23 protein-coding genes are annotated in these 24354 nt (G+C 71.6%); 10 read left to right on the top strand and 13 right to left on the bottom strand.

Annotated features, from left to right (window positions below):
* Positions 1 to 48 precede the first annotated feature (48 nt).
* The 4 genes from ACLQ2N_RS01775 to ACLQ2N_RS01760 all read right to left on the bottom strand — a co-directional run bounded on the left by ACLQ2N_RS01775 (position 49) and on the right by ACLQ2N_RS01760 (position 4260).
* Positions 49 to 1338 carry a hypothetical protein gene (locus tag ACLQ2N_RS01775; RefSeq protein WP_425808512.1) on the bottom strand — a complete coding sequence of 430 codons (1290 nt, stop codon included), beginning with the start codon at positions 1336 to 1338 and terminating at the stop codon, positions 49 to 51.
* Positions 1328 to 1897 (bottom strand): DUF6114 domain-containing protein, encoded by a 570-nt coding sequence (locus tag ACLQ2N_RS01770; RefSeq protein ID WP_425808511.1) that lies wholly within the window; start codon positions 1895 to 1897, stop codon positions 1328 to 1330. The genes ACLQ2N_RS01775 and ACLQ2N_RS01770 overlap by 11 nt, the downstream gene beginning before the upstream one ends.
* 92 nt (positions 1898 to 1989) lie before the next feature.
* The gene (locus ACLQ2N_RS01765; protein ID WP_425808510.1) at positions 1990 to 2661 is read right to left on the bottom strand and encodes a DUF6230 family protein; all 672 of its coding nucleotides are present in this window, start codon (positions 2659 to 2661) and stop codon (positions 1990 to 1992) included.
* Positions 2662 to 3288: 627 nt separating this feature from the next.
* Positions 3289 to 4260: a tetratricopeptide repeat protein gene (locus ACLQ2N_RS01760; RefSeq protein ID WP_425808509.1), complete on the bottom strand. Its 972-nt coding sequence runs from the start codon at positions 4258 to 4260 to the stop codon at positions 3289 to 3291.
* Between the two features lie 357 nt (positions 4261 to 4617).
* Here ACLQ2N_RS01760 and ACLQ2N_RS01755 point away from each other — a divergent pair, with 357 nt between their 5' ends.
* Positions 4618 to 5277 carry a TetR/AcrR family transcriptional regulator gene (locus ACLQ2N_RS01755; protein WP_425808508.1) on the top strand — a complete coding sequence of 220 codons (660 nt, stop codon included), beginning with the start codon at positions 4618 to 4620 and terminating at the stop codon, positions 5275 to 5277.
* On the opposite strand, the gene ACLQ2N_RS01750 is transcribed toward ACLQ2N_RS01755, so the two are convergent.
* The 4 genes from ACLQ2N_RS01750 to ACLQ2N_RS01735 all read right to left on the bottom strand — a co-directional run bounded on the left by ACLQ2N_RS01750 (position 5253) and on the right by ACLQ2N_RS01735 (position 9334).
* Complete coding sequence (locus ACLQ2N_RS01750) at positions 5253 to 6953, bottom strand: acyl-CoA mutase large subunit family protein (protein ID WP_425808507.1); 1701 nt, start codon at positions 6951 to 6953, stop codon at positions 5253 to 5255. The genes ACLQ2N_RS01755 and ACLQ2N_RS01750 overlap by 25 nt on opposite strands.
* Before the next feature lie 83 nt (positions 6954 to 7036).
* Positions 7037 to 7372: a DUF3817 domain-containing protein gene (locus ACLQ2N_RS01745; RefSeq protein WP_425808506.1), complete on the bottom strand. Its 336-nt coding sequence runs from the start codon at positions 7370 to 7372 to the stop codon at positions 7037 to 7039.
* 65 nt (positions 7373 to 7437) lie between these two features.
* On the bottom strand, positions 7438 to 7947 hold the full coding sequence (locus tag ACLQ2N_RS01740) for a MarR family winged helix-turn-helix transcriptional regulator (RefSeq protein ID WP_026171455.1): 510 nt from the start codon (positions 7945 to 7947) through the stop codon (positions 7438 to 7440).
* Between the two features lie 10 nt (positions 7948 to 7957).
* Entirely contained in the window at positions 7958 to 9334 is a 1377-nt protein-coding gene (locus ACLQ2N_RS01735; protein ID WP_425808505.1) for an MFS transporter, read from the bottom strand.
* Between the two features lie 74 nt (positions 9335 to 9408).
* Between ACLQ2N_RS01735 and ACLQ2N_RS01730 the strand changes: the two genes are divergently transcribed.
* A complete protein-coding gene (locus ACLQ2N_RS01730) occupies positions 9409 to 10392 on the top strand; it encodes a DUF5937 family protein (RefSeq protein WP_425808504.1) in 984 nt (327 codons plus the stop codon).
* A gap of 46 nt (positions 10393 to 10438) precedes the next feature.
* Here ACLQ2N_RS01730 and ACLQ2N_RS01725 read toward each other — a convergent pair whose 3' ends face one another.
* Together ACLQ2N_RS01725 and ACLQ2N_RS01720 are read right to left on the bottom strand one after the other, a co-directional pair.
* Positions 10439 to 10732 (bottom strand): MTH1187 family thiamine-binding protein, encoded by a 294-nt coding sequence (locus tag ACLQ2N_RS01725; RefSeq protein WP_365680649.1) that lies wholly within the window; start codon positions 10730 to 10732, stop codon positions 10439 to 10441.
* On the bottom strand, positions 10729 to 11079 hold the full coding sequence (locus ACLQ2N_RS01720) for a DUF3817 domain-containing protein (RefSeq protein WP_018102592.1): 351 nt from the start codon (positions 11077 to 11079) through the stop codon (positions 10729 to 10731). The genes ACLQ2N_RS01725 and ACLQ2N_RS01720 overlap by 4 nt, the downstream gene beginning before the upstream one ends.
* Before the next feature lie 248 nt (positions 11080 to 11327).
* Between ACLQ2N_RS01720 and ACLQ2N_RS01715 the strand changes: the two genes are divergently transcribed.
* Both ACLQ2N_RS01715 and ACLQ2N_RS01710 read left to right on the top strand, forming a co-directional pair.
* A complete protein-coding gene (locus ACLQ2N_RS01715) occupies positions 11328 to 11960 on the top strand; it encodes an AIM24 family protein (protein WP_425808973.1) in 633 nt (210 codons plus the stop codon).
* Positions 11960 to 12610, top strand: a complete 651-nt coding sequence (locus ACLQ2N_RS01710; RefSeq protein ID WP_425808503.1) for an AIM24 family protein — start codon at positions 11960 to 11962, stop codon at positions 12608 to 12610. Before ACLQ2N_RS01715 ends, ACLQ2N_RS01710 begins: the two co-directional genes overlap by 1 nt.
* A 13-nt stretch (positions 12611 to 12623) precedes the next feature.
* Here ACLQ2N_RS01710 and ACLQ2N_RS01705 read toward each other — a convergent pair whose 3' ends face one another.
* Positions 12624 to 13871, bottom strand: a complete 1248-nt coding sequence (locus ACLQ2N_RS01705) for an RNA-guided endonuclease InsQ/TnpB family protein (protein WP_425808502.1) — start codon at positions 13869 to 13871, stop codon at positions 12624 to 12626.
* 144 nt (positions 13872 to 14015) lie between these two features.
* Between ACLQ2N_RS01705 and ACLQ2N_RS01700 the strand changes: the two genes are divergently transcribed.
* Both ACLQ2N_RS01700 and ACLQ2N_RS01695 read left to right on the top strand, forming a co-directional pair.
* The gene (locus tag ACLQ2N_RS01700; RefSeq protein ID WP_425808501.1) at positions 14016 to 14780 is read left to right on the top strand and encodes an AIM24 family protein; all 765 of its coding nucleotides are present in this window, start codon (positions 14016 to 14018) and stop codon (positions 14778 to 14780) included.
* Between the two features lie 119 nt (positions 14781 to 14899).
* The gene (locus tag ACLQ2N_RS01695; protein ID WP_425808500.1) at positions 14900 to 15367 is read left to right on the top strand and encodes a MarR family winged helix-turn-helix transcriptional regulator; all 468 of its coding nucleotides are present in this window, start codon (positions 14900 to 14902) and stop codon (positions 15365 to 15367) included.
* Between the two features lie 102 nt (positions 15368 to 15469).
* On the opposite strand, the gene meaB is transcribed toward ACLQ2N_RS01695, so the two are convergent.
* Complete coding sequence (gene meaB / locus ACLQ2N_RS01690) at positions 15470 to 16429, bottom strand: methylmalonyl Co-A mutase-associated GTPase MeaB (RefSeq protein WP_425808499.1); 960 nt, start codon at positions 16427 to 16429, stop codon at positions 15470 to 15472.
* A 39-nt stretch (positions 16430 to 16468) separates the two neighbouring features.
* Positions 16469 to 17671, bottom strand: a complete 1203-nt coding sequence (locus ACLQ2N_RS01685; protein WP_425808498.1) for an acetyl-CoA C-acetyltransferase — start codon at positions 17669 to 17671, stop codon at positions 16469 to 16471.
* A gap of 134 nt (positions 17672 to 17805) precedes the next feature.
* Between ACLQ2N_RS01685 and mce the strand changes: the two genes are divergently transcribed.
* The 4 genes from mce (at position 17806) to ACLQ2N_RS01665 (ending at position 24352) form a co-directional block, all read left to right on the top strand.
* The gene (gene mce, locus ACLQ2N_RS01680; protein WP_425808497.1) at positions 17806 to 18234 is read left to right on the top strand and encodes a methylmalonyl-CoA epimerase; all 429 of its coding nucleotides are present in this window, start codon (positions 17806 to 17808) and stop codon (positions 18232 to 18234) included.
* 132 nt (positions 18235 to 18366) lie between these two features.
* Positions 18367 to 22164 (top strand): polarized growth protein Scy, encoded by a 3798-nt coding sequence (gene scy, locus ACLQ2N_RS01675; RefSeq protein ID WP_425808496.1) that lies wholly within the window; start codon positions 18367 to 18369, stop codon positions 22162 to 22164.
* A 186-nt stretch (positions 22165 to 22350) separates the two neighbouring features.
* Entirely contained in the window at positions 22351 to 23289 is a 939-nt protein-coding gene (locus ACLQ2N_RS01670; protein WP_425808495.1) for a cellulose-binding protein, read from the top strand.
* Positions 23290 to 23365: 76 nt separating this feature from the next.
* On the top strand, positions 23366 to 24352 hold the full coding sequence (locus tag ACLQ2N_RS01665; RefSeq protein WP_425808494.1) for an ATP-binding cassette domain-containing protein: 987 nt from the start codon (positions 23366 to 23368) through the stop codon (positions 24350 to 24352).
* The last annotated feature ends 2 nt before the right edge of the window (positions 24353 to 24354 follow it).

The following is a 24354-nucleotide window of genomic DNA, read 5'->3' as shown; positions in this document are numbered from 1 at the left end:
GCCCGCACCCCGTGAGGTGTCGGGCCGCTGCCATGCTAACGAAAGGCGTCAGGCGCCGTCCTTGGTGAAGTAGTTGTGCAGTCCCGGGACGGTCAGCGTGCCGCCGAACTGGCCGGCCTGGGTGACCTTCACCTTGGTGAAGAACGCGAACGGGACGTTCAGCGGGGGCGGGGTCTCCGGGCTGAAGGTGATCGGGATGAGGCCGAAGAGGTTGCCCTTCAGCTCCTCCGTGTACATCGTCACCGTGCCGTTGCGGATGGTGGAGGTGGAGCCCTTCCGCGCCTGTACGTGGCCGGTGGTGCCCGGCATCGGGCCTACCGTCAGCTGGTGCAGGTCCTTGATGTCGATCGAGGACGCGGTGAACTTCAGCACCTTCTTCGTGGTGCCGTCGCCCTTCTTCACCTCGACGATGCCCTTGTAGTCGAGCCCGTTCAGGGTGAGCAGCGAGCTCTCCAGGATCCACGGGTCGGTGGGCAGGTTCGGGATGCCCGGCTCCAGCTTCGCGTTGGCCAGGGCCTCCGGGTCCGCGGTCGGGCACGGGAACGGCTCCTTGGCGCCGTCCGGGATGTCGTCGTCCTTCTTGGCGTCGGTGCCCTTGACGTCCTCGTCGAGCTCCTCGACCGTCCGGCCCGCCTTGCCGGCCGCGTCGCGGATGGCCTCGGTGGTCTTGTCGACCGTGTCCTTCGCCGCGTCGGTGGTCTTCTTCGCCGCGGTCTCGTCCTTCGTGTCCTCGGTAGCGGACGCGGAGGGCTTCGGGGACGCCGTGGTGGGGCTCGGGGACGGGCTCGCCGTCTCCTTGTCCGGGCCGTCGAAGAGGTCCTTGAGCGCGTCGCCGAGGCCCAGCGGGTCGAGCGGGTTCGTCGTCTTCGTGGGCGACGGCGTGGCGGCCGGGGTCTCGGCCGGGGCGGCGTCCGTGCTCTTCTTCGCGGTGTCGGTGCTCTTCGCGGTGTCCTCCGCCGAGCCCGTGGCCGTGGGCTTCGGGGTCGCCTCGTCGGTCGTCCCCGGCGTCGGCTTCGCGCTCTCGCTCGTGGAGGGGGACGGCGTCTTCGACGCGGAGGGCGTCGGGTCGGCCGACTCGCTCGGCTCGTCGGAGCGCGTGACGCAGGGGCCGGGCGCGAAGGGGATGTCCGCGGTGTCGTCGGCCATCGCCAGCCGGGGCGTGAGGCCCATCCCGACGAAGACCGCCGTCGGCATCGCGGCGAGCGCGAACGCCTTCTTGCCCGCGGGCATGTGGAGCTTCGTCAGCAGTGACTTCCTGGGGGCGGCGTGGCGGGGGCCTCTGCGTTCCCGGGTCCCGCTCTCGTCCGCGCCGTTCACCTGCTCGTCGTCACCCCGCACGGTGCCTCCCGCCCTCGGCCTCGACCGTGGTGTCGTACGGGGCATGCGGCTGCTCGGGAAGACAGGCACCGTGGAGCGCGCCCTCGGGGAACTGCTCGTCCTTCGCGAACGGGACGGTCTCCGGGGCCCCCTCGGCGGGGACGGGCTCCGTCTCCGCCTGCGGTTCACCCGGGGCCCACGACACGGAGAGCGCGCCGCCGAGCAGGGCGAAGATGAAGCCGATGATGAAACCGCCGATGTTGGCGACGGGTATGGAGATGAGGGCCAGCAGAATCGCCGCGACACCGGCGAACACGCGGACGATGCTGTGGAACCACATCGTCAGGCCCAGCGTGACGAGCAGGACACCGATGATCAGCGAACCGGCGCCGGCCGTGGTGGACATCGCCAGCGTCATGTTGCCGAGGTGCATGTTCGCGTACGGGAAGTACATGATGGGCAAGCCGCCCAGCATGGTGAACAGTCCGGCCCAGAACGGCCGGTCACCCCGCCAGGTGCGGAAGCCTCGCCGGGCGACGGAGAGGTAGTGCTCGTTCTGCCCTTGGGATTCGGGGCTCATGGAAAACAGCTCCCTGGAACCGGTACTGCTGTGAGAAGGAGAGGGGTGGGCGAGCGGGTACGCGAAGCGCCCCCGCCCGCCCGGGCGAGTGCTTAGTAGCACTCCACGCCGGCGCCGGAGCCTCTGTGAAGGCGCAGCTTCAGACCGCTGAGGTTGAAGGTGCCGGCCGTCGTGGCCCACGCCTTCTGGTGGACGTCCGTCAGCACGGCCTCATCGGCGCGCTGCGAGAACCCGTTGGGGTCGGCCTGGGTGCCCGGCTGGATGCCTATGCTCCCCGGCTTGCCCTCCTTCTTCAGCGAACCGGCAGCCACACCGATGTCGATGCCCTTGAATCGGGCGTCGCCGTCGAGCTCCGACACGTCGAGGTAGAGGTCCTTGGCGTAGACACGGGAGTGCCCCTTGCCGCCTGCCTCCAGCCTCATGGTGACGGTGCCGAGGCCGAACGGCAGCTTCGGCGTGACGACCGACTGGCACATGTTCGTGATGTAGGCCTTGCTGAAGCCCGACACGGCCACGGCGTGGCCCTTGCCATCAGCAACCTTGGGGTCGGCTCCCTGCTCGGTGGCCACGCTGCCGTACTGAACGAAGTCGTAGCCCTCGAGCTTGTCGGCCCGGACCTTGAACTCCTGGCCCGACACGCTGAAGGACGCGGCGAGCGCGCCCTGGGCCAGACCGACGCCGACGGCGGCGGTGGCTATGACGCTCGGCACCATGACGACAGCGAAACGCTTCCATCTCGTGCCACCGCGAACCTGGGAACTCATACTTTTCCTCCTTCTCGGACGTACATCTCCGGTCAGGCATCCTGCCCGACCTGGGATGGGAGAAGTGCTACGTCCTCGGAAAGGAGAGCGCCCGGATACGGAGGCTGTATCGCGTCCGCATCACCGGCGATCACCCCCGAGCGACAACCACTGGTCACGCGTGTACGCGACCTGATCGGACAGGCCCTGCCGGACGGCAGGAACCCCCCTGTCCGGAGCCGGCGCCACTGCCGCCGGCCCGCCCGGTGGGGACCCAACGGAGCCGCCGCTCCCGACTGGCAGCCGGGCTGGCGTTATTGGACCGAGCGTGGCCGATCGTGGTCCATTCCCGGCCGGGACACAAGGGGGTTCGTTACTCACTGGTAACGCCCTCATAACCGGGCCACGACCTGCTGGCACCGAGCGGCCACACAGGGTGGCCCCGGACCAACGGACGAAAGGGAGGAAGAGTAAGCGAAACGGGACGGATCGCAAAGATCGATTTACTGCGAGTAACAGGGCGTGCTTTTATCAAGATTTGGTAAAGCGGGGCCCGCTCTTATCGCCTGCTCGCGAAAACGGCCGCGGCGCCGTGAGGCCGCCGCGGCCGTGTTGTCAGTTCAGAACAATCGGATCGGACAGACCGGATCAGAACAGGACGCGCGCGAGCGCGGTGCGCGCCGCAGCGACCCTCGGGTCCTCCGGGCCGATGACCTCGAAGAGGTCGAGCAGCCGCAGCCGCACCCGGTCGCGGTCCTCGCCGAACGTGCGGCGCACGGTCTCGACCAGCCGGCCGAAGGCGTCCTCCACATGGCCGCCGACGAGGTCGAGGTCGGCCGCCGCCATCTGCGCGTCCGCGTCGGCCGGCTTCTCCGCCGCCTCCGTGCGCACCTTCTGCGGGTCCGTCGCCTGGACCCGGCCCAGCAGCTCGGCCTGGGCGAGGCCCAGCTTCGCCTCGGTGTTGGCCGGGTCGTCGGACAGCACGTTCTTGTACGCCTGGACCGCGCCCGCGAAGTCGTTGGCGTCCAGCGCCCGCGCGGCCGCCTCCAGAAGGGAGTCGTAGGGGCCCGGCGGAACCGGAGCCGCCGCCTGGGCCGGCTCGCCCGCCGACGGGTCGACCGCGATGCCGGTGAGGCCGAAGCGCTCCTCTCCGACCTGGATCAGCTGGTCCAGGGTCTGCCGGATCTGGGCCTCGGGGGCCGCCCCCTGGAAGAGCGGCAGCGCCTGTCCGGCGACGACCGCGAAGACCGCCGGGATGCCCTGGATGCCGAACTGCTGCATCAGCATCTGGTTGGCGTCGACGTCGACCTTGGCCAGCAGGAAGCGGCCGTTGTACTCATGGGCCAAGCGCTCCAGGAGCGGGCCGAGCTGCTTGCACGGCTCGCACCACTCGGCCCAGAAGTCGATGACGACGGGCACTTCGGCGGAGCGCTGGAGGACGTCGTTCTCGAAGCCGGCCTCGTCGACGTCGATCACGAGGGAGGACGCGGGGACGGCCGCGGGGCCGCCCTGCCGTGCGGACTCGGCGCGCGCCTGCTCCGCCTTCGCCTTGGCCTCTCCGGCCGCCTTCACCGCGGCGAGGTCGACCACGCCGCTCATGGACATGTTTCTGGGCTGCATGCGTACATCCTCCCCCTTCGGTGCGCCGTTCCGGAAAGCGATACGTGAAACCGCGCCCGTCCGCGCCCCCCGCCGGTGTGCGGGGTGGACGGACAGACACGGCCGTGGGGGGTGTCGTGTCGGTCAGGGCCGACACGGCACCCCAAGGCCCCTGAAAGACCCGGTTCGGCGCCCGGTCCCCACCCGGCGCCTGTGGCTGTCGTTCGTTCGTGGCGTTCACGACGGTCCGGACCGTCGCCTTACGCTACGACCCGTAGCGTAACTGGCCGCGCCCCCTCACGCACAAGAGTGTTCGGTGATCTGTCTCACGGCTTCCGGAGCCGGTCGGATTTACCTACTGGCGGGTATGGTCTCGGCATGCTCAGCCGCCCCCACCCCAAACCCGCACGATCGGGACGCCCGCGCAGCGCCGAGGCCGACGAGGCGATCCTGGAGGCGACCAGAGCCTCGCTCGTGGACCTCGGCTGGTCGAAGCTGACCATGGGTGACGTGGCGACGCGGGCCGGGGTCGCCAAGACGACCCTGTACCGGCGCTGGGCGGGCAAGAACGAGCTGGTCGTGGACGCGGTCGCGGTCCTCTTCGACGAACTGGAGATGCCGGACCTGGGCAGCCTGGCCGCCGATGTGGAGGCGGTCGTGCTCCAGTTCGCCGCCCTGCTCGACCGGCCGGAGACCCGGACCGCGCTGATGGCGGTGGTCGCCGAGTCGACGCGGGACGAGGCGCTGCGGGCCCGTATCCGCGACTCGATCGTCAACCGGCAGAAGCGGCTCGTGCTTCAGGGGCGGCGGCGCGCACAGGAGCGCGGCGAGCTGCCCGTCGAGCCGGACGACGCCACGGCGGACCTGACCGCGGACCTGATCTTCGATGTGATCGCCGGTGCGGTGGTGCACCGGACACTGGTGAGCGCCGAGCCCGTCGATGCCGACTGGGCCCGGCGCTTCACATTGCTGCTGCTGGCGGGGCTGGGCGCGGCCGCCGGGCAGGCGGTGCGTCAGAAGCCGGCGGGCTCCGTGTAGACGCCCCACTCGTCGCGCAGGACGCCGCAGATCTCGCCGAGGGTCGCCTCCGCGCGGACCGCGTCGAGCATCGGCGCGATCATGTTGGAGCCGTCGCGGGCGGCGGCCAGCATGGCGTCCAGGGCGCTCCTGACCCGGGCGTCGTCGCGGGCCTCCTTGCGGCCGGCGAGGACGCGGACCTGCTCGCGCTCGACCTCGTGGCTGACGCGCAGGATCTCCAGGTCTCCGGTGACCGAGCCGTGCGCCACGTTGACGCCGACGACCTTCTTCTCGCCCTTCTCCAGGGCCTGCTGGTAGCGGAAAGCGGACTCGGCGATCTCGCCGGTGAACCAGCCGTCCTCGATGCCGCGCAGGATGCCGGAGGTCATCGGGCCGACCGGGTGCTGCCCGTCGGGGTGGGCGCGGGTGCCCCGCTCCTTGATCTGCTCGAAGATCTTCTCGGCGTCGGCCTCGATGCGGTCGGTGAGCTGCTCCACGTACCAGGAGCCGCCCAGCGGGTCGGCCACGTTGGCGACGCCGGTCTCCTCCATCAGCACCTGCTGGGTGCGCAGCGCGATCTCGGCGGCCTGCTCGGAGGGGAGCGCCAGGGTCTCGTCCAGGGCGTTGGTGTGCAGCGAGTTGGTGCCGCCGAGGACGGCGGACAGGGCCTCGACAGCCGTGCGTACGACGTTGTTGTACGGCTGCTGCGCGGTGAGGGAGACCCCGGCGGTCTGGGTGTGGAAGCGCAGCCACTGCGCCTTGTCGGTCTTCGCGCCGTACGTCTCCTTCATCCAGCGGGCCCAGATGCGGCGGGCGGCGCGGAACTTGGCGATCTCCTCGAAGAAGTCGAGGTGCGCGTCGAAGAAGAAGGACAGGCCGGGCGCGAAGGTGTCGACGTCGAGACCGCGGGAGAGGCCGAGCTCCACGTAGCCGAAGCCGTCGGCGAGGGTGTACGCCAGCTCCTGCGCGGCCGTCGCCCCGGCCTCGCGGATGTGGTAGCCGGAGACGGAGAGCGGCTTGTACGCGGGGATGGAGCTCGCGCAGTGCTCCATCAGGTCGCCGATGAGGCGCAGATGGGGTTCGGGCTGGAAGAGCCACTCCTTCTGCGCGATGTACTCCTTGAAGATGTCGGTCTGGAGCGTGCCGTTGAGGACGGCGGGGTCGACGCCCTGGCGTTCGGCGGCGACCAGGTACATGCAGAAGACCGGGACGGCCGGGCCGCTGATCGTCATCGACGTCGTGACGTCACCGAGCGGGATGTCCTTGAACAGGACCTCCATGTCCGCGGCGGAGTCGATGGCGACGCCGCAGTGGCCGACCTCGCCGAGCGCGCGGGGGTCGTCGGAGTCGCGGCCCATCAGCGTCGGCATGTCGAAGGCCACGCTGAGCCCGCCGCCTCCCGCGGCCAGGATCATCTTGTAGCGCTCGTTCGTCTGCTCGGCGTTGCCGAAGCCGGCGAACTGGCGGATGGTCCAGGTGCGGCCCCGGTAGCCGGTCGGGTGGAGACCCCGGGTGAAGGGGTACTCGCCGGGCCAGCCGATCCGCTCGAAGCCCTCGTACGCGTCCCCGGGGCGGGGGCCGTACACCGGCTCCACCGGGTCCCCGGACAGCGTGGTGAAGTCCGCGTCACGCTTGCGGGCCTTGTCGTAACGGGCCTGCCAGCGGCGGCGGCCTTCCTCGATCGCGTCAGCGTCCATGCATATCAATTTACTAGGACGTCCTAGTAAATGTCGATGACAAACCGCCCGGCGCTTCGCGCGGGGCGGTTCGGAGGGTCGGCTCAGACGCCCGCGGGCGCCGCGGGCGACGCGTCCGCGACCAGCGGCTCGACCTCGCGGACGACCTTGCGCTCCACGAAGAACGCGGCCGTCGGGATCGTGCCCGAGATGAGCACCCAGAGCAGCTTGCCCACGGGCCACTTCGCCTTGGAGCCCAGATCGAAGGCGAAGATCAGGTAGATGATGTACAGCACGCCGTGGATCTGGGAGACGACGAGCGTCAGGCCCTCACCCTTGTCGAAGCCGTATTTGAAGATCATGCACACGCAGAGGATCAGCAACATGACGGCGGTGACGTAAGCCATCACCCGGTATCGGGTCAGCACACTGCGTTTCATGCCAACGAGCGTAACCGGACGTCCGGGGCGATCTTGCAGCGGGCCGGGCACCGGAACCGCCCCTCTCAGATCTCCTCGAAGTCCTGCGCGGCGATCCGCAGGGGCCGCAGCAGCGCGAAGATCTCGGCGCACTCCTCGGCGTCGTACACCCCGAGCCCGAACTCCATCGCGACCAGGTCCCGGGTGGCCGATTCCACGACCTCGCGGCCCTTGTCCGTGATGGAGGCCAGCGTGCCCCGCCCGTCGTTCGGGTTGGGGCGCTTGTCGACCAGGCCGGAGCGCACCAGCCGGTCCACCGTGTTCGTCACGGACGTCGGGTGGACCATCAGCCGCTCGCCGATCTTGGACATCGGCAGCTCGCCCGCCTTGGAGAAGGTGAGCAGCACCAGCGCCTCGTACCGCGCGAAGGTCAGTCCGTACGGCTTGACGACAGCGTCGACCTCGGCGAGCAGGATCTGCTGCGCCCGCATGATCGAGGTGATCGCCCCCATGGACGGGACCGGGCCCCAGCGCTGCTGCCAGAGCTCGTCGGCGCGGGCGATGGGATCGAAGGGAAGGCTGAGCGGCTTCGGCACGGCCACGACCTTACCCATGGGGAACTTGCCGGTCCTCCCCGTCTCGCACTTCGGTCCCGGGTGCGGTTCCGCGGACCTCGGCGACGAGCGCGAGCAGGCAGAGCGTGCCGAGGACGGCCGCCCCGGCGACCACCAGGTGGACGGGGAAGAACTCGGCGGCCAGCCCGGTGAGCGCCATCCCGACGCCCTGGAGCGTCATGAGTCCGGCGGTGAGCAGCGTCATGGCCCGCCCGCGCAGCTCCTCGGGGACTTCCGCGACGAACCACTGGTCGAGGCCGATGACGTACGCGGACGAGGCCCCGGTGACCACCAGCGCGACGGCCGCCACGGCGACGCCCGGCGTCAGCGCGTACACCGCGAGGGGCAGCAGCCCGGCGGCGGCCAGCGGCAGCACGATCCGCTCCCGGGTGCGCGGGCGCAGCGCGGTGCCCGCGTACAGCTCGGAGGCGATGTGGCCGACGGGCATGGCGCACATCAGCAGCCCGAGCGCGGCCGGGCCGACGCCGATCTCGTCCGCGTACGGCGCGGCGACCGCCTCCGGGGCGACGACGAACAGCGGGGGCAGCCAGAACAGCAGCAGCAGCGCCCGGAGGCGGCGGTGGCCGAGGATCAGCCGGGCGCCGGACAGGGACTCCCCCAGCAGACCGGCACCGCCGCCTTCGCGGGCCCGGGCGGGCCGGTCACGGGTGCCGAGGCGCAGCAGCGCCGCCGAGCAGAGGAAGGTGCCGACGGTGATCGTGATCGCACCGCGCGGCGAGAGCACGGTCAGCAGCACCCCGCCGACGCCGAATCCGGCGAGCAGCGACCCCTGCGAGACGATCCGCAGCAGTGAGCGCCCCAGCACGAACAGCTCGCCCTCGCCGAGGATGTCGGTGAGCGCGGCCATCCGCGTCCCGGTGAAGACCGGCGAGACGGCGGCGACCAGGCAGCGCAGCGCCAGCAGTCCGGCGACCGGGGTGCCCGGCAGCACCATCACGGCGACGCAGACCGCGCAGACCAGGTCGCAGGTGACCAGGACCCGGCGGGCGGGGAAGCGGTCGGCGATCCCGCCGAGCAGGGTGCCGCCGACGAGGTACGGCAGCATGCCGAGCGCGAAGGTCAGGGCACTGAGCAGGGGCGAGGAGGTGAGGTCGTAGACGAGGACGGTGAGCGCCAGTTCGCTGACGACGACGCCGAGCAGCGAGAGCAGGTGGGCGGCGAAGACCGCCCGGAACTCGCGTACGGCGAAGACCGCGCGGTATCCCCGGGGCGCGGCCGGCCCGCTCGGGTCAGGGGGGCCGGCGCGCTCCGGGGGCGCGGCCGGGAGAGGGGCCGGTCCGGCGGCGGCGGGGTCCGGGCTGTCGGGGGTGTGGTGGCCCGCCCGGGGATCGGTGGTGTCTCTCGGCATGGACGCAGCCTGCGGGACCGGGGCGCCCGGGCCGTAGACTTTCGGCCCCAGCCGAATCTTCCCGGGGTCCGCCGATGTCCTCCCAGTTGCATTTCGACGGGAGCGACCTGCTGCGCTGCCGTTTCGCCGTCTCCCCGCTCTGGGAGACCCAGGCGGCGGTACGGGTGCTGGCGCGCCCGGAGCAGCAGGGCTACCACCTGCCGTGGCTGCGCCGGATCCGGGACGCGGCGGCGGGGCTCGAACTCGGGCGGCTGTGGCTGCTGATGCCGGACGGCGGGCACTGTCCGGACTTCTTCTCGCCGCCGCCCGTGGGGCCGCTGGCCTCCTTCGAGGAGGAGATCGCGGCGGTGCGGGCGGTCGCTCCGGAGCTGGTCCGCCAAGACATCGCCGCCTCGCTCCGGGGCCGGCCGGGGGCGCTGGGCTCGCCCGCCGGGCAGGCGTTGCTGGCCGACCCGGCGCGGAGCCTGCGGGAGCTGGCGGACCTGCTGGAGCGGGCCTGGGAGGTGCTGGTCGCGCCGCACTGGCCCCGGCTGCGCGCGCTCCTGGAGGCGGATGTGGCGTACCACTCGCGGCGGCTGGCGGCGGTCGGTTTCGAGCGGTTGCTCGGTGAGCTGAGCCCCCGGCTGAGCTGGTCGGGCTCGACGCTGACCATCACCGACACGAAGAGCCGGCACTCCCGGGTGCTGGGCGGCCAGGGTCTGGTGCTGATGCCGTCCGTGTTCGTCTGGCCGGCCACGGTCGGCGGCTTCGAGGACCCCTGGCTCCCGGCCGTCGTCTATCCGGCGCGCGGCATCGGGCGCCTGTGGACGGAGCCGGGCGCGAGCACCCCCGTGGCGCTGGCGCGGCTGCTCGGGCGGGCGCGGGCGGACGTGCTGTGCGCGCTGGACGAGCCCTCGGGGACGAGTGCGCTCGCCCACCGGCTGGGCCTGGCGCCGTCCTCGGTGTCGGAGCACCTGTCGGTGCTGCGGGCGGCGGGGCTGCTGACCTCGCGGCGCTACGGACACCAGGTGCTGTACGAGCGGACGCCGCTGGGGATCGCCCTCGCCGTGCCGGAATGACGGAAGCCCCCGCCGGGACCGGCGGGGGCTCGTCGGAGGTGCGGGGTCACTCCGCGAGGTAGCGCTCGACCGTCTCGACCTTGGAGGTCAGGCCGTCGGTGACCCCGGGGCGGATGTCCGCCTTCAGGACCAGGGAGACCCGCCCGGCCCGCGCCTCGACGGCGGCCACGGCGCGCTTGACGACCTCCATGACCTCGTCCCACTCCCCCTCGATGGAGGTGAACATGGCGTCGGTGCGGTTGGGCAGCCCCGACTCGCGGACGACCCGGACGGCGTCGGCGACGTACTCGCCGACGTCCTCGCCGACCCCGAGCGGGCTGACGGAGAAGGCGACGATCATGCGCTGACCGTGCCTTCGCGGCGGGCCCGGGCGGCGATGACGCTGTCCGCCTCGTAGCGCTTGAGCACCTTGTCCCCGTACAGGCCGCCGAACGGCAGCACGCACAGCAGGAAGAAGAACGCGACGCGCTTCAGCGGCCACTTGGTCTTCGCCCACACGTCGAGCAGCAGCACGACGTAGATCACGAAGAGCACGCCGTGCAGCATGCCCAGCGGCATCATCAGGAAGTCGATGTCGGAGACCCGGCTCAGCACCGAGCCGAAGAGGATCAGCGCCGGGAAGGACAGCGCCTCGGGAATCGAGATGAGGCGCAGCCGGTGCAGGGCGGTAGCGGTCTTGATGTCCACGGGGGCACCTTCGGTGGGAGGGGCGTGACGGCTTGTGAACGCACGCACAAGCGGCATCCATTGTGACATCGCGGGCGGGCACGTCCGGCGGCGGGTCCCGCCGTCCCCGCCCGGTGTTCCGCGGGGCGTACGTCCTCGTCGTGTCCGGGTCCCGTACCGGATGCGTATCAGAGGCGGTCACGGGGGCCCGATGGCCCGACTGCCCCTGTTCCGGTGGTGGCGGCTGCGGCTATTTTCGCCGGGTGGCAATGTTCCGGCTTGAGGGAAACAAGACGCTCGCCGTCGATCTGGCAGGCGATGCCGTCAAGGCGAAGAACGGCTCGATGGTCGCGTACGAGGGCCAGATGACGTTCAAGAAGATGACGGGCGGCGGTGAGGGACTGCGCGGGATGGTGACCCGCAGGCTGACCGGTGAGTCGATGGCGGTCATGCAGGTGACCGGGCAGGGCACCTGCTACTTCGCGGACCGGGCGAGCGAGATCAACCTTGTCACGCTGCACGGCGACAAGCTGTACGTCGAGGCGAGCAATCTGCTCTGCACCGACGCGGGGCTGCGCACCGGCACCACGTTCACCGGCCTGCGCGGCGGGGCGACGGGCAACGGCCTGTTCACCACCACCGTGGAGGGGACCGGGCAGGCGGCGATCATGTCGGACGGCACGGCCGTGGTGCTGCGGGTCTCCCCCCAGTACCCGCTGTTCGTGGACCCGGGCGCGTACATCGCCCACCAGGGCAACCTCCAGCAGCACTTCCAGTCCGGGGTGAACTTCCGGACGCTGATCGGCGAGGGCTCCGGCGAGTCCTTCCAGATCCGGTTCGAGGGCGACGGACTGGTCTACGTGCAGCCCAGCGAGCGGAACACGATCGGGGGGAACGTCTGATGCCGTTCCGTGAGATCAACTCGAAGATGGTCGAGGCGACGGTGGTCCCCGGCCAGAAGATGTTCAGCCAGCGCGGGGCGATGCTGGCGTACCGGGGCGAGGTGGCGTTCACACCGAACATCCAGGGCGGCCAGGGCGGGATGAGGTCGATGATCGGCCGCCGCCTGGCGAACGAGGCGACCCCGCTGATGACGGTCGAGGGCAACGGCACGGTGATGTTCGGCCACGGCGGCCACCACATCCACGTGATCAACCTCTCCGGGGACACCCTCTACGTGGAGGCGGACCGGCTGCTCGCCTTCGACGGCACGCTCCAGCAGGGCACGATGTTCATGGGCTCGCAGGGCGGCGTGATGGGCATGGTGCGCGGTCAGGTGACCGGGCAGGGCCTGTTCACCACGACGCTCCAGGGGCACGGGGCGGTGGCCGTGATGGCGCACGGCGGGGTGATCGAGCTGCCGATCGCGCCGGGCCGCGACGTGCACGTCGATCCCCAGGCGTACGTCGCCCACCACGGCGACGTGCGCAACAAGCTCTCCACCGCGCTCGGCTGGCGCGAGATGGTGGGCCGCGGCTCGGGCGAGGGCTTCCAGCTGGAGCTGAGCGGCAACGGTGCGGTGTACGTCCAGGCGTCGGAGGAGAAGCTTTGACATCCTCCCGGCCCTAGAGAAGGGCGGGGATTCCTGGCTCACGTTGGCCGGGGACCTGCGGCCCGCCGGCTCTTACACGATCAGCACCAGCCGGGTTGAGACCAGCCCGGACCAGCATCACGCGCGCGGAGTTCTTGTCCCTCGGGGACACGGCTCCGCACGCGGTGCAGGTATAGGTACGTTCCGAAAGAGGAAGTGCGTGCTTGGTTCTCGCACCGCACAACGCGCAGTCCATGGTGGTGTGCGCGGGATGCACGAGACGGACGTCCCGGCCGTGTTTACGCCCCATCTCGATCAGGGCCGTCTTGGTGGCGCCGATCGCGGCGTCGGCGGCCTTGCGGGCCATGCTGGTCTTCCCCAGGAACTTCGGACGGAAATCCTCGACCGCGATCGCGTCGTGGTCACGGACCACCGCCTTGGCCCACTTGCGGGCGGTGTCCTGCCGCTGCCGGGCCACCTTCTTGTGCAGCTTCGCGGCCTGTTGCCGGGCGGTGCGGTAGCCCTTGGAGGCGACCTTGCCCTTGGCGGGGCGGCGGCGGGCCATCATCCGCTGATAACGGCCCAGCTTCCGCGCCGCGCTCTTCCCATGTTCAGGGTGGGGCAGGTCGTGGGCGTCGGATGTGGTGGTGGCGGTCTCCTTCACGCCCCAGTCCACACCCAGCACACGCCCCGTGGCCGGGAGCAGCTCGGCTTCGGTGCTGACGACGAACGACGCGTACCAGTGCCCCAGACTGTCCCGGTACACCCGCACCGAGGAAGGCACGGACGGCAGCTCGCGGGACCACACGACCGTCAGGACGATGCCGCCCGCGAGGTGCAGACGGCCGTCCTTCAAGCGGAATCCGCGCTGGGTGTAGTTCAGCGTGGGCAGCGCATCCCGCTTGCGCTTCATTCGGGGCATCCCGGCCCGCCGCCGCACCGGCACCTTTGCCTTGATGTCCTTGACCGCCTTGGCACGGGACGTGGCGAAGTCACGGATGGTCTGCTGCTGCGGCACCGAAGCACCCTCCCGCAGCCACGCCATCGACTGCCGCGCCTCCGTCAGCAACTTGTCGAGCCGGCCCGGACCACACGTCGTCTTCTCGGTGCCGTCGCGGTTCGCGGCATGGACCTTGCGGGACATGGCCACGCACTCGTTCCACACCCACCGACACCGCGCCCACTCGGCCTCCAGGCGGGCGAGCGCGGCCGACGGCACGCGCAGTCGGTAGGTGTACCGGGCAGGCCCGGACCCCCGCTCGACCGTTGCTGTCGTCGCCATGATCCGCAACCTAACAGCCCCCACTGACAACGAAAGAGAGTGCAGGTCAAAGCCTATGTGCAGCGAACTCCGCCGCTTCGCGGCTCCGCCTCAAGGCCCCGTTCCCCCCCGCCCTGAAGGACTGGGCATCCTGGGAGAATCAAGGTGAACGGGCCCGTGGTCTTCGACCCGATGACGCTGCCGGCGGACGACAACGTCAACGCGTACACCTTCTGTGTGGAGCTCAAGGGGAGCCAGTGGTTCCTCCAGAAGGGCAAGATGATCGCCTACTACGGGCAGATCGGCTTCGACGGCATCGGGCACGGCCGCTTCGAGCGGCTGGTCCGGTCGAGCTTCCACTCCCCGCTGCACGCGAGCGACTGGGTGGTGGCCGAGGGCAGCGGCAAGATGCTGCTCGCGGACCGGGCGTTCGATGTGAACTCCTACGACCTGGACGACGGGAACCTCACCATCCGGTCCGGCAACCTGCTCGCGTACCAGCCGTCGCTGGCGCTGAAGCAGTCGATCGTGCCCGGGTTCCTGACGCTGATCGGCACGGGCAAGTTCGTCGCCGCGTCCAACGGTCCGGTGGTCTTCATGGAGCCCCCGCTGCGGGTGGACCCGCAGGCCCTGGTCGGCTGGGCGGACTGCCCGTCCCCCTGCCACCACTACGACCACGGCTACATGACCGGTTTCCTCGGCGGCCTGCGCGGGCTGACCGGGATCGGCGGCGCCTCGGGCGAGGAGCACCAGTTCGAGTTCGTCGGCGCCGGTACGGTGCTGCTCCAGTCCTCCGAGGAGCTGATGGGCGAACAGCCGACGGGGGCGGTGCCGCATCAGGCGGGGGTGCCGGGCGGCGGCGCCGGGCCGGGGCAGACACCCCGGGCGCCCGGTCAGCTGGGGGACCTCCAGCGTCGCTTCAATTTGTGAACGGTAGTCTGCGGAGTGTGACATCGAACGCCTGCGCCCGGCCCGGCCCGCGTGCGCGGTGCCGGGTGTCACACCCCCCGACTTCGTCCGGCTTTCAACTTCTTAGGTAGAATCCATACATGGAGACCGAGACGGCCACCCGCTGGCTGAGCGATGCCGAGCAGTGCACCTGGCGCACCCACCTGGACGTCAGCAGACTGCTGACCCACCAGCTGGAGAAGGACCTCCAGCCGTTCGGCCTGACCATGAACGACTACGAGATCCTCGTCAACCTCTCGGAGTCGGACGACCGCCGGATGCGGATGAGCGACCTCGCGGGCGCGACCCTGCAGTCCAAGAGCCGGCTCTCGCACCAGATCACGCGCATGGAGAGCGCGGGTCTGGTCCGGCGGGAGAACTGCGAGTCGGACCGGCGAGGGCTGTACGCGGTGCTGACGGACGAGGGGGCGGAGACGATGCGGCGGGTGGCGCCGCACCATGTGGCGTCCGTGCGCCGCCACTTCGTGGACCTGCTGTCTCCGGAGGCGCTGGCGGAGTTGCGGGCGGCGTTGACCCCGGTGGCGGAGCATTTGCGGGGTCAGCGGTAGGGGTGCGGCGGGGGCGGTGCGCCTGCGGCGGGCCTGTTCCCCTGCCCGCCCCCACCCGAAACCGGGGCCCCGGGGGCAGCGCCCCCGTGACGGGCCCGGGCCTCAGCCCTCGCCCGTCAGTCCCGCCACCAGTTCGTCCGCCGCCGCGTACGGGTCGAGGCGGCCCGCCACGATGCGTTCGGCCAGGGCGTCCAGGCGGCGGTCGCCGTGCAGGGTGCCGATGCGTTCGCGGAGGCGGGTGACCGCGATCGCCTCGACCTCGCGGGCGGCGCGGGCCGCCCTGCGTTCGCCGAGGACGCCGCGCTCCTCCATCCACGCCCGGTGCTTCTCCAGGGCCTCGACCACCTCGTCGACGCCCTCGCCCCGGGCGGCGACCGTCTTCACGATCGGCGGCCGCCAGTCGCCCGGGCCCCGGGACTCCCCGAGGCCCAGCATGTGGTTGAGCTCGCGGGCGGTGGCGTCGGCGCCGTCCCGGTCCGCCTTGTTCACCACGTACACGTCGCCGATCTCCAGGATCCCCGCCTTCGCGGCCTGGATGCCGTCGCCCATGCCGGGGGCGAGGAGGACGACCGAGGTGTCGGCCTGCGAGGCGATCTCCACCTCGGACTGGCCGACACCCACGGTCTCCACCAGGATCACGTCGAACCCCGACGCGTCGAGGACCCGGATCGCCTGCGGGGCCGCCCAGGCGAGGCCGCCGAGGTGGCCGCGGGTCGCCATGGAGCGGATGTAGACGCCCGGGTCGGAGGCGTGGTCCGACATCCGTACCCGGTCGCCCAGCAGCGCCCCGCCGGAGAACGGCGAGGACGGGTCGACGGCGAGCACGGCGACCCGCTTGCCCTGCTTCCGGTACGCGGAGACGAGCGCCGACGTCGACGTGGACTTGCCGACGCCGGGCGAACCGGTCAGGCCGACCACGTACGCGCCGCCCGCCAGCGGCGCCAGCGCCGCCATCACCTCGCGCAGTTGCGGCGAGGCACCCTCCACCAGGGAGATGAGCCGGGCCACCGCCCGCGGTCCGCCCGCGCGGGCCTGCTCCACCAGGGTGGGGACGTCCACCATCACCGCTCCGTTCCGCTCACCGGGTCTTCCCGTACCGCTCTACTTGCCCGGCACGCGCAGGATCAGCGCGTCGCCCTGGCCGCCGCCGCCGCACAGCGCCGCCGCACCGGTGCCGCCGCCGCGCCGCTTGAGCTCCAGCGCCAGGTGCAGCACCACGCGGGCGCCGGACATGCCGATGGGGTGGCCGAGCGCGATGGCACCGCCGTTGACGTTGACCTTGTCCGAGGTGACGCCGAGGTCCTTCATGGACTGGACGGCGACGGCCGCGAACGCCTCGTTGATCTCGATGAGGTCGAGGTCCTCCACGCCGATGCCCTCCTTCTTCAGGGCGTGCCGGATGGCGTTGGACGGCTGCGACTGGAGCGAGTTGTCCGGGCCCGCCACATTGCCGTGGGCGCCGAGCTCGGCGATCCACTCCAGGCCCAGCTCCTCGGCCTTGGCCTTGCTCATGACGACGACCGCGGCGGCGCCGTCGGAGATCTGCGAGGAGGTGCCCGCGGTGATCGTGCCGTCCTTGGCGAAGGCCGGGCGCAGCTTGCCCAGGGACTCCACGGTGGTCTCGGGGCGGATGCCCTCGTCCTTGGCGAAGAGGACCGGGTCGCCCTTGCGCTGCGGGATCTCGACCGGGGTGATCTCGGCCTCGAACAGGCCGTTCTTCTGGGCGGCGGCGGCGCGCTGGTGGGACTGGGCGCCGATCTCGTCCTGGGCGGCGCGGTCGAGGCCGAGGCGGGTGTTGTGCTTCTCGGTGGACTCGCCCATCGGGATGTTCTCGTAGGCGTCGGTCAGACCGTCGTACGCCATGGAGTCCAGCATCTCGATCGCGCCGTACTTGTGGCCCTCGCGGGACTTCGGGAGCAGGTGCGGGGCGTTCGTCATGGACTCCTGGCCGCCGGCCACGACGACGTCGAACTCACCGGCGCGGATGAGCTGGTCGGCCAGGGCGATGGCGTCGAGCCCGGAGAGGCACACCTTGTTGACGGTGAGCGCGGGCACGTTCATCGGGATTCCGGCCTTGACCGCGGCCTGGCGGGCGGGGATCTGGCCCGCGCCGGCCTGGAGCACCTGGCCCATGATCACGTACTCGACCTGGTCGCCGCCGATGCCGGCCCGGTCCAGCGCCGCCTTGATGGCGAAGCCGCCGAGGTCGGCCGCCGAGAAGCTCTTCAGGGAGCCGAGGAGCCGGCCCATGGGCGTCCGGGCGCCCGCGACGATCACGGAAGTGGTACCGGTCGTTCCTGACATGAGGCACAGCCCCTTGGAGTAGATGTGAACGAGGGTTTACTTGAATGTACTGAGCGGTATCGCCCCCGTCATCCGGCAGCGGGTGTGATGGCGCGCACGTTGCGTAACCATCCGGAGCGCGCTGCACTGGTCCCATGCTGACGCGAATCGACCACATCGGAATCGCCTGTACCGACCTTGACGCGACCGTCGAGTTCTACCGCGCGACCTACGGCTTCGAGGTCTTCCACACCGAGGTCAACGAGGAGCAGGGCGTACGCGAGGCCATGCTCAAGATCAACGGTACGTCCGACGGCGGCGCCTCGTACCTCCAGCTCCTGGAGCCCACCCGGGAGGACTCGGCCGTGGGCAAGTGGCTGGCCAAGAACGGCGAGGGCGTGCACCACATCGCCTTCGGTACGGCGGACGTCGACGCGGACGCCGCGGACATCCGCGAGAAGGGGGTCCGGGTGCTGTACGACGAGCCCAGGACGGGCTCGATGGGGTCCAGGATCACCTTCCTCCACCCCAAGGACTGCCACGGCGTCCTCACCGAACTGGTCACGGCGAAGACGGAGCACTGACCGCAGCCATACCCGCCCGGTAGAGTGGGCTCTTCCGGGCCGGGGCCGGGTCGGGGGCGCGCCGCGTTCCCAGCCGTTGATCTGTCACCATTCCCCGAACGTTGAGAGCTCGGGGAAGGATGGGACCGCGCAGTGCGGGGCTACGAACGCCAGGAGAGCCACCGAGCTGAAGACGACCATCTCTCGCGGTTCGAGGCCGAGATGGACCGGCTCAGGACCGACCGTGAGAAGGCCGTCCAGCACGCCGAGGACCTCGGTTACCAGGTCGAGGTCCTGCGTGCCAAGCTGCACGAGGCACGGCGCAGTCTGGCGATGCGTCCCGCCTACGACAGCGCGGACATCGGCTACCAGGCGGAGCAGCTGCTCCGGAACGCCCAGATCCAGGCCGAGCAGCTGCGCAGCGACGCCGAGCGCGAGCTGCGCGACGCCCGCGCCCAGACGCAGCGCATCCTCCAGGAGCACGCCGAGCACCAGGCCCGCCTCCAGGCCGAGCTGCACAACGAGGCGGTGCAGCGCCGCCAGCAGCTCGACCAGGAGCTGGCGGAGCGCCGCCAGACCGTCGAGTCCCACGTCAACGAGAACGTCGCGTGGGCCGAGCAGCTGCGGGCCCGGACGGAGTCGCAGGCCCGCCGTCTGATGGAGGAGTCCCGGGCCGAGGCCGAGCAGGCGCTCGCCGCCGCCCGGGCCGAGGCCGCCCGGCTGGCCGAGGAGACCCGTCAGCGCATCGGCTCCGAGGCGGAGTCCGCCCGGGCCGAGGCCGAGTCGATCCTGTCGCGCGCCCGCAAGGACGCCGAGCGGATGCTCAGCGCCGCCGCCGGCCAGGCGCAGGAGGCCACCAGCCACGCGGAGCAGCTGCGGCTGACGACGACCGCGGAGACCGAGCAGACCCGGCAGCGGACGACCGAGCTGAACCGGGCCGCCGAGCAGCGCATGCAGGAGGCCGAGACCCGGCTGCGCGAGGCGCGTCTGGAGGCCGAGAAGGTCCTCGCCGAGGCCAAGGAGGCCGCGGTCAAGCGGCTGGCGTCCGCCGAGTCGCAGAACGAGCAGCGCACCCGGACCGCGAAGACGGAGATCGCCCGGCTGGTCGGCGAGGCGACCAAGGAGTCCGAGACCCTCAAGGCGGAGGCCGAGCAGGCGCTCGCGGACGCCCGTGCCGAGGCCGAGCGGCTGCGTGCGGAGGCGGCCGAGGCCGCGCGCACCGCCGCCGCCGAGGACGCGGCGGCCCAGCTCGCGAAGGCGGCCCGGTCCGCCGAGGAGATCCTGACCAAGGCGTCCGAGGACGCGAAGGCGGCCACCCGGGCGGCGGGCGAGGAGGCCGAGCGCATCCGCCGCGAGGCCGAGGCCGAGGCGGACCGGCTGCGCGGCGAGGCGGCCGAGCAGGCCGACCAGCTCAAGGGCGCGGCCAAGGACGACACCAAGGAGTACCGGGCCAAGACGGTCGAGCTCCAGGAGGAGGCGCGCCGGCTGCGCGGCGAGGCCGAGCAGCTGCGGGCCGAGGCGGTCGCGGAGGGCGAGCGGATCCGGGGCGAGGCCCGCCGCGAGGCCCTCCAGCAGATCGAGGAGGGCGCGAAGACCGCCGAGGAGCTGCTCGCGAAGGCCAAGGCCGACGCGGAGGAGCTGCGCGGTACCGCGACCGCCGAGGGCGAGCGGGTCCGGACCGAGGCCACGGAGCGGGCCGCCGTGCTGCGCCGGCAGGCGGAGGAGGCGCTCGACCGGGCCCGCGCCGAGGCGGAGCGGCTGCGCACGGAGGCCGAGGAGCAGGCGGAGGCGGCGCGGACCGCGGCGGATCGGGCGGCGTCGGCGCTGCGCGAGGAGACGGAGCTCGCGGTCGCGGCCCGGCAGTCGGAGGCGGCCGACGAGCTGACCCGGCTGAAGGACGAGGCCGGGGCCCGGGTCGCCGCGGCCGAGCAGGCGCTCGGCGAGGCGCGTACGGAGGCGGAGCGCATCCGGCGCGAGGCCGCTGAGGAGTCCGAGCGGCTGCGCGCGGAGTCCGCCGAGCGGCTGCGGACGCTCCAGGAGCAGGTGGAGGCCGAGGCCCAGCGGCTGCGCGACGAGGCCGCGGCGGACGCCTCGCAGTCCCGTGCCGAGGGCGAGGCCGTCGCCGTACGGCTGCGCACCGAGGCCGCCACCGAGGCGGAGCGGCTGCGGACCGAGGCGCAGGAGAGCGCCGACCGGATGCGGTCGGAGGCCGCCGCGGCGGCCGAACGGGTGGGCACGGAGGCCGCGGAGGCGCTGGCCGCCGCCCAGGAGGAGGCGAACCGGCGGCGGCGCGAGGCCGAGGAGACGCTGGACGCGGCCCGCTCCGAGGCGAACCAGGAGCGCGAGCGCGCCCGTGAGCAGAGCGAGGAGCTGCTGGCCTCCGCGCGCAAGCGGGTCGAGGAGGCGCAGGCCGAGGCGCAGCGCCTGACCGGCGAGGCGGAGACCCGGGCGGCCGAGCTGGTGGCCGCGGCCGAGCAGACCGCCCAGCAGGTGCGGGACGCGGTCAGCGGGCTCCAGGAGCAGGCCGAGGCGGAGATCGCCGGGTTGCGCTCGACGGCGGAGCACGTCGCGGAGCGGACGAAGTCGGAGGCCCAGGACGAGGCCGACCGGCTGCGGGCCGACGCGCACGCCGAGCGGGAGCGGGCGGGCGAGGACGCCTCGCGCATCCGCCAGGTGGCCAAGGAGGAGACGGACGCCGCGAAGGCGATGGCGGAGCGCACGGTCTCCGAGGCGATCGCGGAGTCCGAGCGGCTGCGGGCCGACACCGCCGAGTACAGCCAGCGGATGCGCACCGAGGCGTCGGACGCGCTGGCGTCCGCCGAGCAGGACGCGGCGCGCAGCCGGGCGGAGGCCCGCGAGGACGCCAACCGGATGCGGACCGAGGCGGCGGCCCAGGCCGACCTGCTGGTGTCCGAGGCGACCGCCGAGGCCGAGCGGCTGCGCACGGACGCGGAGCGCCAGGCGGCCCGGACCGTGGACGAGGCCGCGGGTGACGCGGAGCGGATGCGGGCGGAGGCTTCGGCCACCGTGGGCTCCGCCCAGGAGCACGCGGCGCGCACCCGCGAGGAGGCGGAGCGGCTGCGGGCGGACGCGGAGGCGGCCGCCGAGCAGATGCGGGCCGAGGCGCGGCAGGAGGCGGACCGGCTGCTCGACGAGGCGCGCGAGGCGGCTTCGAAGCGCCGGGCGGACGCCGCGGAGCAGGCGGACCAGCTCATCGCCAAGGCCCAGGAGGAGGCGCTGCGCGCCGCCACGGAGGCGGAGGAGCAGGCCGACGCGATGGTCGGCGCGGCGCGCAAGGAGGCGGTGCGGATCACCTCCGAGGCGACGGTCGAGGGCAATGCGATGGTGGAGCGGGCCCGGACGGACGCGGACGAGCTGCTGGTCGGCGCGCGCCGGGACGCCACGCAGATCCGGGAGCGGGCCGAGAATCTGAAGGCCCGTGCGGAGACCGAGGTCCAGGAGCTGCACGACCGGGCGCGCCGGGAGACGGCCGAGCAGGTCAAGACGGTCGGCGAGCGCGTCGACAAGCTGATCAAGGCCGCCACCGAGCAGCGCGAGGAGGCCGACGCCAAGGCCAAGGAGCTGCTGGCGGACGCCAACTCGGAGGCGAGCAAGGTCAGGATCGCCGCGGTGAAGCGGGCCGAGTCGCTGCTGAAGGAGGCCGAGCAGAAGAAGGCCAGTCTGGTGCGCGAGGCCGAGAAGCTGCGGGCGGACGCCGAGGCCGAGGCCAAGCGGATGGTGGACGAGGGCCGGCGCGAGCTGGAGGTCCTGGTGCGCCGGCGCGAGGACATCAACACGGAGATCTCCCGTGTCCAGGACGTGCTGGAGGCGTTGGAGTCTTTCGAGACCCCTGCGGCGGGCGGTAAGGGCGGGGGCTCCGCACCGGCCGGCGGCGTCAAAGCCGGTGCCGCCGCGGGCACTCGATCGAGTGGCAAGCAGTCCGATGGGTAGTCGACGGGCCGTCGCCCGTGGTTGCCCATGGACCGTCAATCGTCCGAGTGGCAAGGGGTAGAGCGTGTTCGCCACTCAAAAGGGGTGTCATTCTCCAGATCAAACCGGCATCCACTCGATGACACGCCGTTTCGGCCCCTAGGATTCCCTCTATCACCTCACCGGTCTCACTTCGACAGGAACCCCATGAGTGACCCTTCCTCCCCCTTCGGCTTCGAACTCGTGCGGCGTGGTTACGACCGCGGTCAGGTGGATGACCGCATTACCAAGCTCGTCGCCGACCGTGATAGTGCTCTCTCCCGCATCACATCGCTGGAAAAGCGCATCGAGGAGCTGCACCTCGAAACGCAGAACGCCCAGGCCCAGGTGAACGACGCGGAGCCGTCGTACGCGGGTCTCGGCGCGCGTGTGGAGAAGATCCTCCGCCTGGCCGAGGAGGAGGCGAAGGACCTGCGCGAGGAGGCCCGTCGCGCCGCCGAGCAGCACCGCGAGCTCGCCGAGTCCGCCGCCCAGCAGGTGCGCAACGACGCCGAGACGTTCGCCGCCGAGCGCAAGGCCAAGGCCGAGGACGACGGCGTCCGCATCGTCGACAAGGCCAAGGGTGAGGCCACCGCACTGCGCGCCGACGCGCAGAAGGACGCGGCGCAGAAGCGGGAGGAGGCCGACGCCCTCTTCGAGGAGACCCGCGCCAAGGCGGCCCAGGCCGCCGCGGACTTCGAGACCAACCTCGCCAAGCGCCGCGACCAGTCGGAGCGCGACCTCGCGTCCCGCCAGGCCAAGGCCGAGAAGCGCCTCGCCGAGATCGAGCACCGCGCCGAGCAGCTTCGCCTGGAGGCCGAGAAGCTGCGCACGGACGCCGAGCGCCGGGCCCGTCAGACGGTGGAGACCGCGCAGCGCCAGTCCGAGGACATCGTGGCGGACGCCAACGCGAAGGCCGACCGCATCCGCAGCGAGTCGGAGCGCGAGCTCGCGGCCCTCACCAACCGCCGCGACTCGATCAACGCGCAGCTGACCAACGTCCGCGAGATGCTGGCGACGCTGACCGGTGCCGCGGTGGCCGCCGCCGGCACCCCCGCCGACGAGGAGCCCGCCTCGCGCGGCGTCCCGGCCCAGCAGACGCGCTGATTCCGCTCGCCGTACCCGCGTGCCCGGTTCCGCCCTTGTGGTGGCGCCGGGCACGCGGCCGTTCTAGCGTGAACGCATGATCGAGCTCGATGGCCTCACGAAGAGGTACGGGAACAAGGTCGCCGTCGACCAGTTGTCCTGCGTGATCAAACCGGGAATGGTGACGGGTTTTCTGGGCCCCAACGGGGCGGGCAAGTCCACCACGATGCGGATGATGCTCGGTCTCGACAACCCGACCAGCGGTTCCGTGCGGATCGACGGCAAGCACTACCGCGAACTCGAGGAACCGCTGAAGTACATCGGGGCGCTCCTGGACGCCAAGGCGATGCACGGCGGGCGCAGCGCGTACAACAACCTGCTCTGTCTGGCGCAGAGCAACCGCATTCCCGAACAGCGGGTGGCCGAGGTGCTGGAGACCGTGGGCCTGACCGCGGTGGCGAGGAAGAAGTCCAAGGGTTTCTCGCTCGGCATGGGCCAGCGCCTGGGCATCGCGTCGGCGCTCCTGGGTGATCCCCGGATCCTGATGTTCGACGAGCCGGTCAACGGGCTCGACCCCGAGGGCATCCACTGGATCCGGAATCTGATGAAGACGCTCGCCGCGCAGGGCCGGACGATCTTCGTCTCCTCGCACCTGATGAGCGAGATGGCGCTGACCGCCGACCATCTGATCGTGATCGGCCAGGGCAGGCTGCTCGCGGACACCTCGATGGCCGACTTCATCCACGAGAACTCGCGCAGTTACGTCCGGCTGCGCTCCCCGCAGCAGGAGCGGCTGCGGGACGTGCTGCACCAGGAGGGTGTCGTCGCCGTCGAGGCGGAGGGCGGCACGCTGGAGGTGGACGGCGCCACCACCGAGGACCTGGGCGAGCTGGCGGCCAGGCACTCGATCACGCTGCACGAGCTGAGCGCCCAGCGGGCGTCGCTGGAGGAGGCGTTCATGCAGATGACGGCGGGCTCGGTCGAATACCACGCGCACTCGGAGCCCGGCGGCGCACCACCGCCCGAGGGCCCGCAGTGGGGCGAGGGCTGGGTCCAGCGGCCCCGCGGCGGAGAGGGGGCGTGACG

The organism is Streptomyces sp. DT224 (assembly GCF_049844595.1).
Lineage (GTDB): Bacteria > Actinomycetota > Actinomycetes > Streptomycetales > Streptomycetaceae > Streptomyces.
Note: the sequence above shows the minus strand (reverse complement) of the source record. Positions and strands in the feature narration are given on the sequence as shown.

Coding starts and splice junctions, on each gene's coding strand:
- ACLQ2N_RS01715 (WP_425808973.1), top strand. CDS start 11,328: ATGTTCCGGCTTGAGGGAAACAAGACGCTCGCCGTCGATCTGGCAGGC.
- ACLQ2N_RS01735 (WP_425808505.1), bottom strand. CDS start 9,334: ATGCCGAGAGACACCACCGATCCCCGGGCGGGCCACCACACCCCCGAC.
- ACLQ2N_RS01760 (WP_425808509.1), bottom strand. CDS start 4,260: ATGCAGCCCAGAAACATGTCCATGAGCGGCGTGGTCGACCTCGCCGCG.
- ACLQ2N_RS01730 (WP_425808504.1), top strand. CDS start 9,409: ATGTCCTCCCAGTTGCATTTCGACGGGAGCGACCTGCTGCGCTGCCGT.
- ACLQ2N_RS01755 (WP_425808508.1), top strand. CDS start 4,618: ATGCTCAGCCGCCCCCACCCCAAACCCGCACGATCGGGACGCCCGCGC.
- ACLQ2N_RS01665 (WP_425808494.1), top strand. CDS start 23,366: ATGATCGAGCTCGATGGCCTCACGAAGAGGTACGGGAACAAGGTCGCC.
- ACLQ2N_RS01670 (WP_425808495.1), top strand. CDS start 22,351: ATGAGTGACCCTTCCTCCCCCTTCGGCTTCGAACTCGTGCGGCGTGGT.
- ACLQ2N_RS01770 (WP_425808511.1), bottom strand. CDS start 1,897: ATGAGCCCCGAATCCCAAGGGCAGAACGAGCACTACCTCTCCGTCGCC.
- ACLQ2N_RS01695 (WP_425808500.1), top strand. CDS start 14,900: ATGGAGACCGAGACGGCCACCCGCTGGCTGAGCGATGCCGAGCAGTGC.
- ACLQ2N_RS01750 (WP_425808507.1), bottom strand. CDS start 6,953: ATGGACGCTGACGCGATCGAGGAAGGCCGCCGCCGCTGGCAGGCCCGT.
- ACLQ2N_RS01685 (WP_425808498.1), bottom strand. CDS start 17,671: ATGTCAGGAACGACCGGTACCACTTCCGTGATCGTCGCGGGCGCCCGG.
- ACLQ2N_RS01725 (WP_365680649.1), bottom strand. CDS start 10,732: ATGATCGTCGCCTTCTCCGTCAGCCCGCTCGGGGTCGGCGAGGACGTC.
- mce (WP_425808497.1), top strand. CDS start 17,806: ATGCTGACGCGAATCGACCACATCGGAATCGCCTGTACCGACCTTGAC.
- ACLQ2N_RS01710 (WP_425808503.1), top strand. CDS start 11,960: ATGCCGTTCCGTGAGATCAACTCGAAGATGGTCGAGGCGACGGTGGTC.
- ACLQ2N_RS01745 (WP_425808506.1), bottom strand. CDS start 7,372: ATGAAACGCAGTGTGCTGACCCGATACCGGGTGATGGCTTACGTCACC.
- ACLQ2N_RS01765 (WP_425808510.1), bottom strand. CDS start 2,661: ATGAGTTCCCAGGTTCGCGGTGGCACGAGATGGAAGCGTTTCGCTGTC.
- ACLQ2N_RS01705 (WP_425808502.1), bottom strand. CDS start 13,871: ATGGCGACGACAGCAACGGTCGAGCGGGGGTCCGGGCCTGCCCGGTAC.
- meaB (WP_425808499.1), bottom strand. CDS start 16,429: ATGGTGGACGTCCCCACCCTGGTGGAGCAGGCCCGCGCGGGCGGACCG.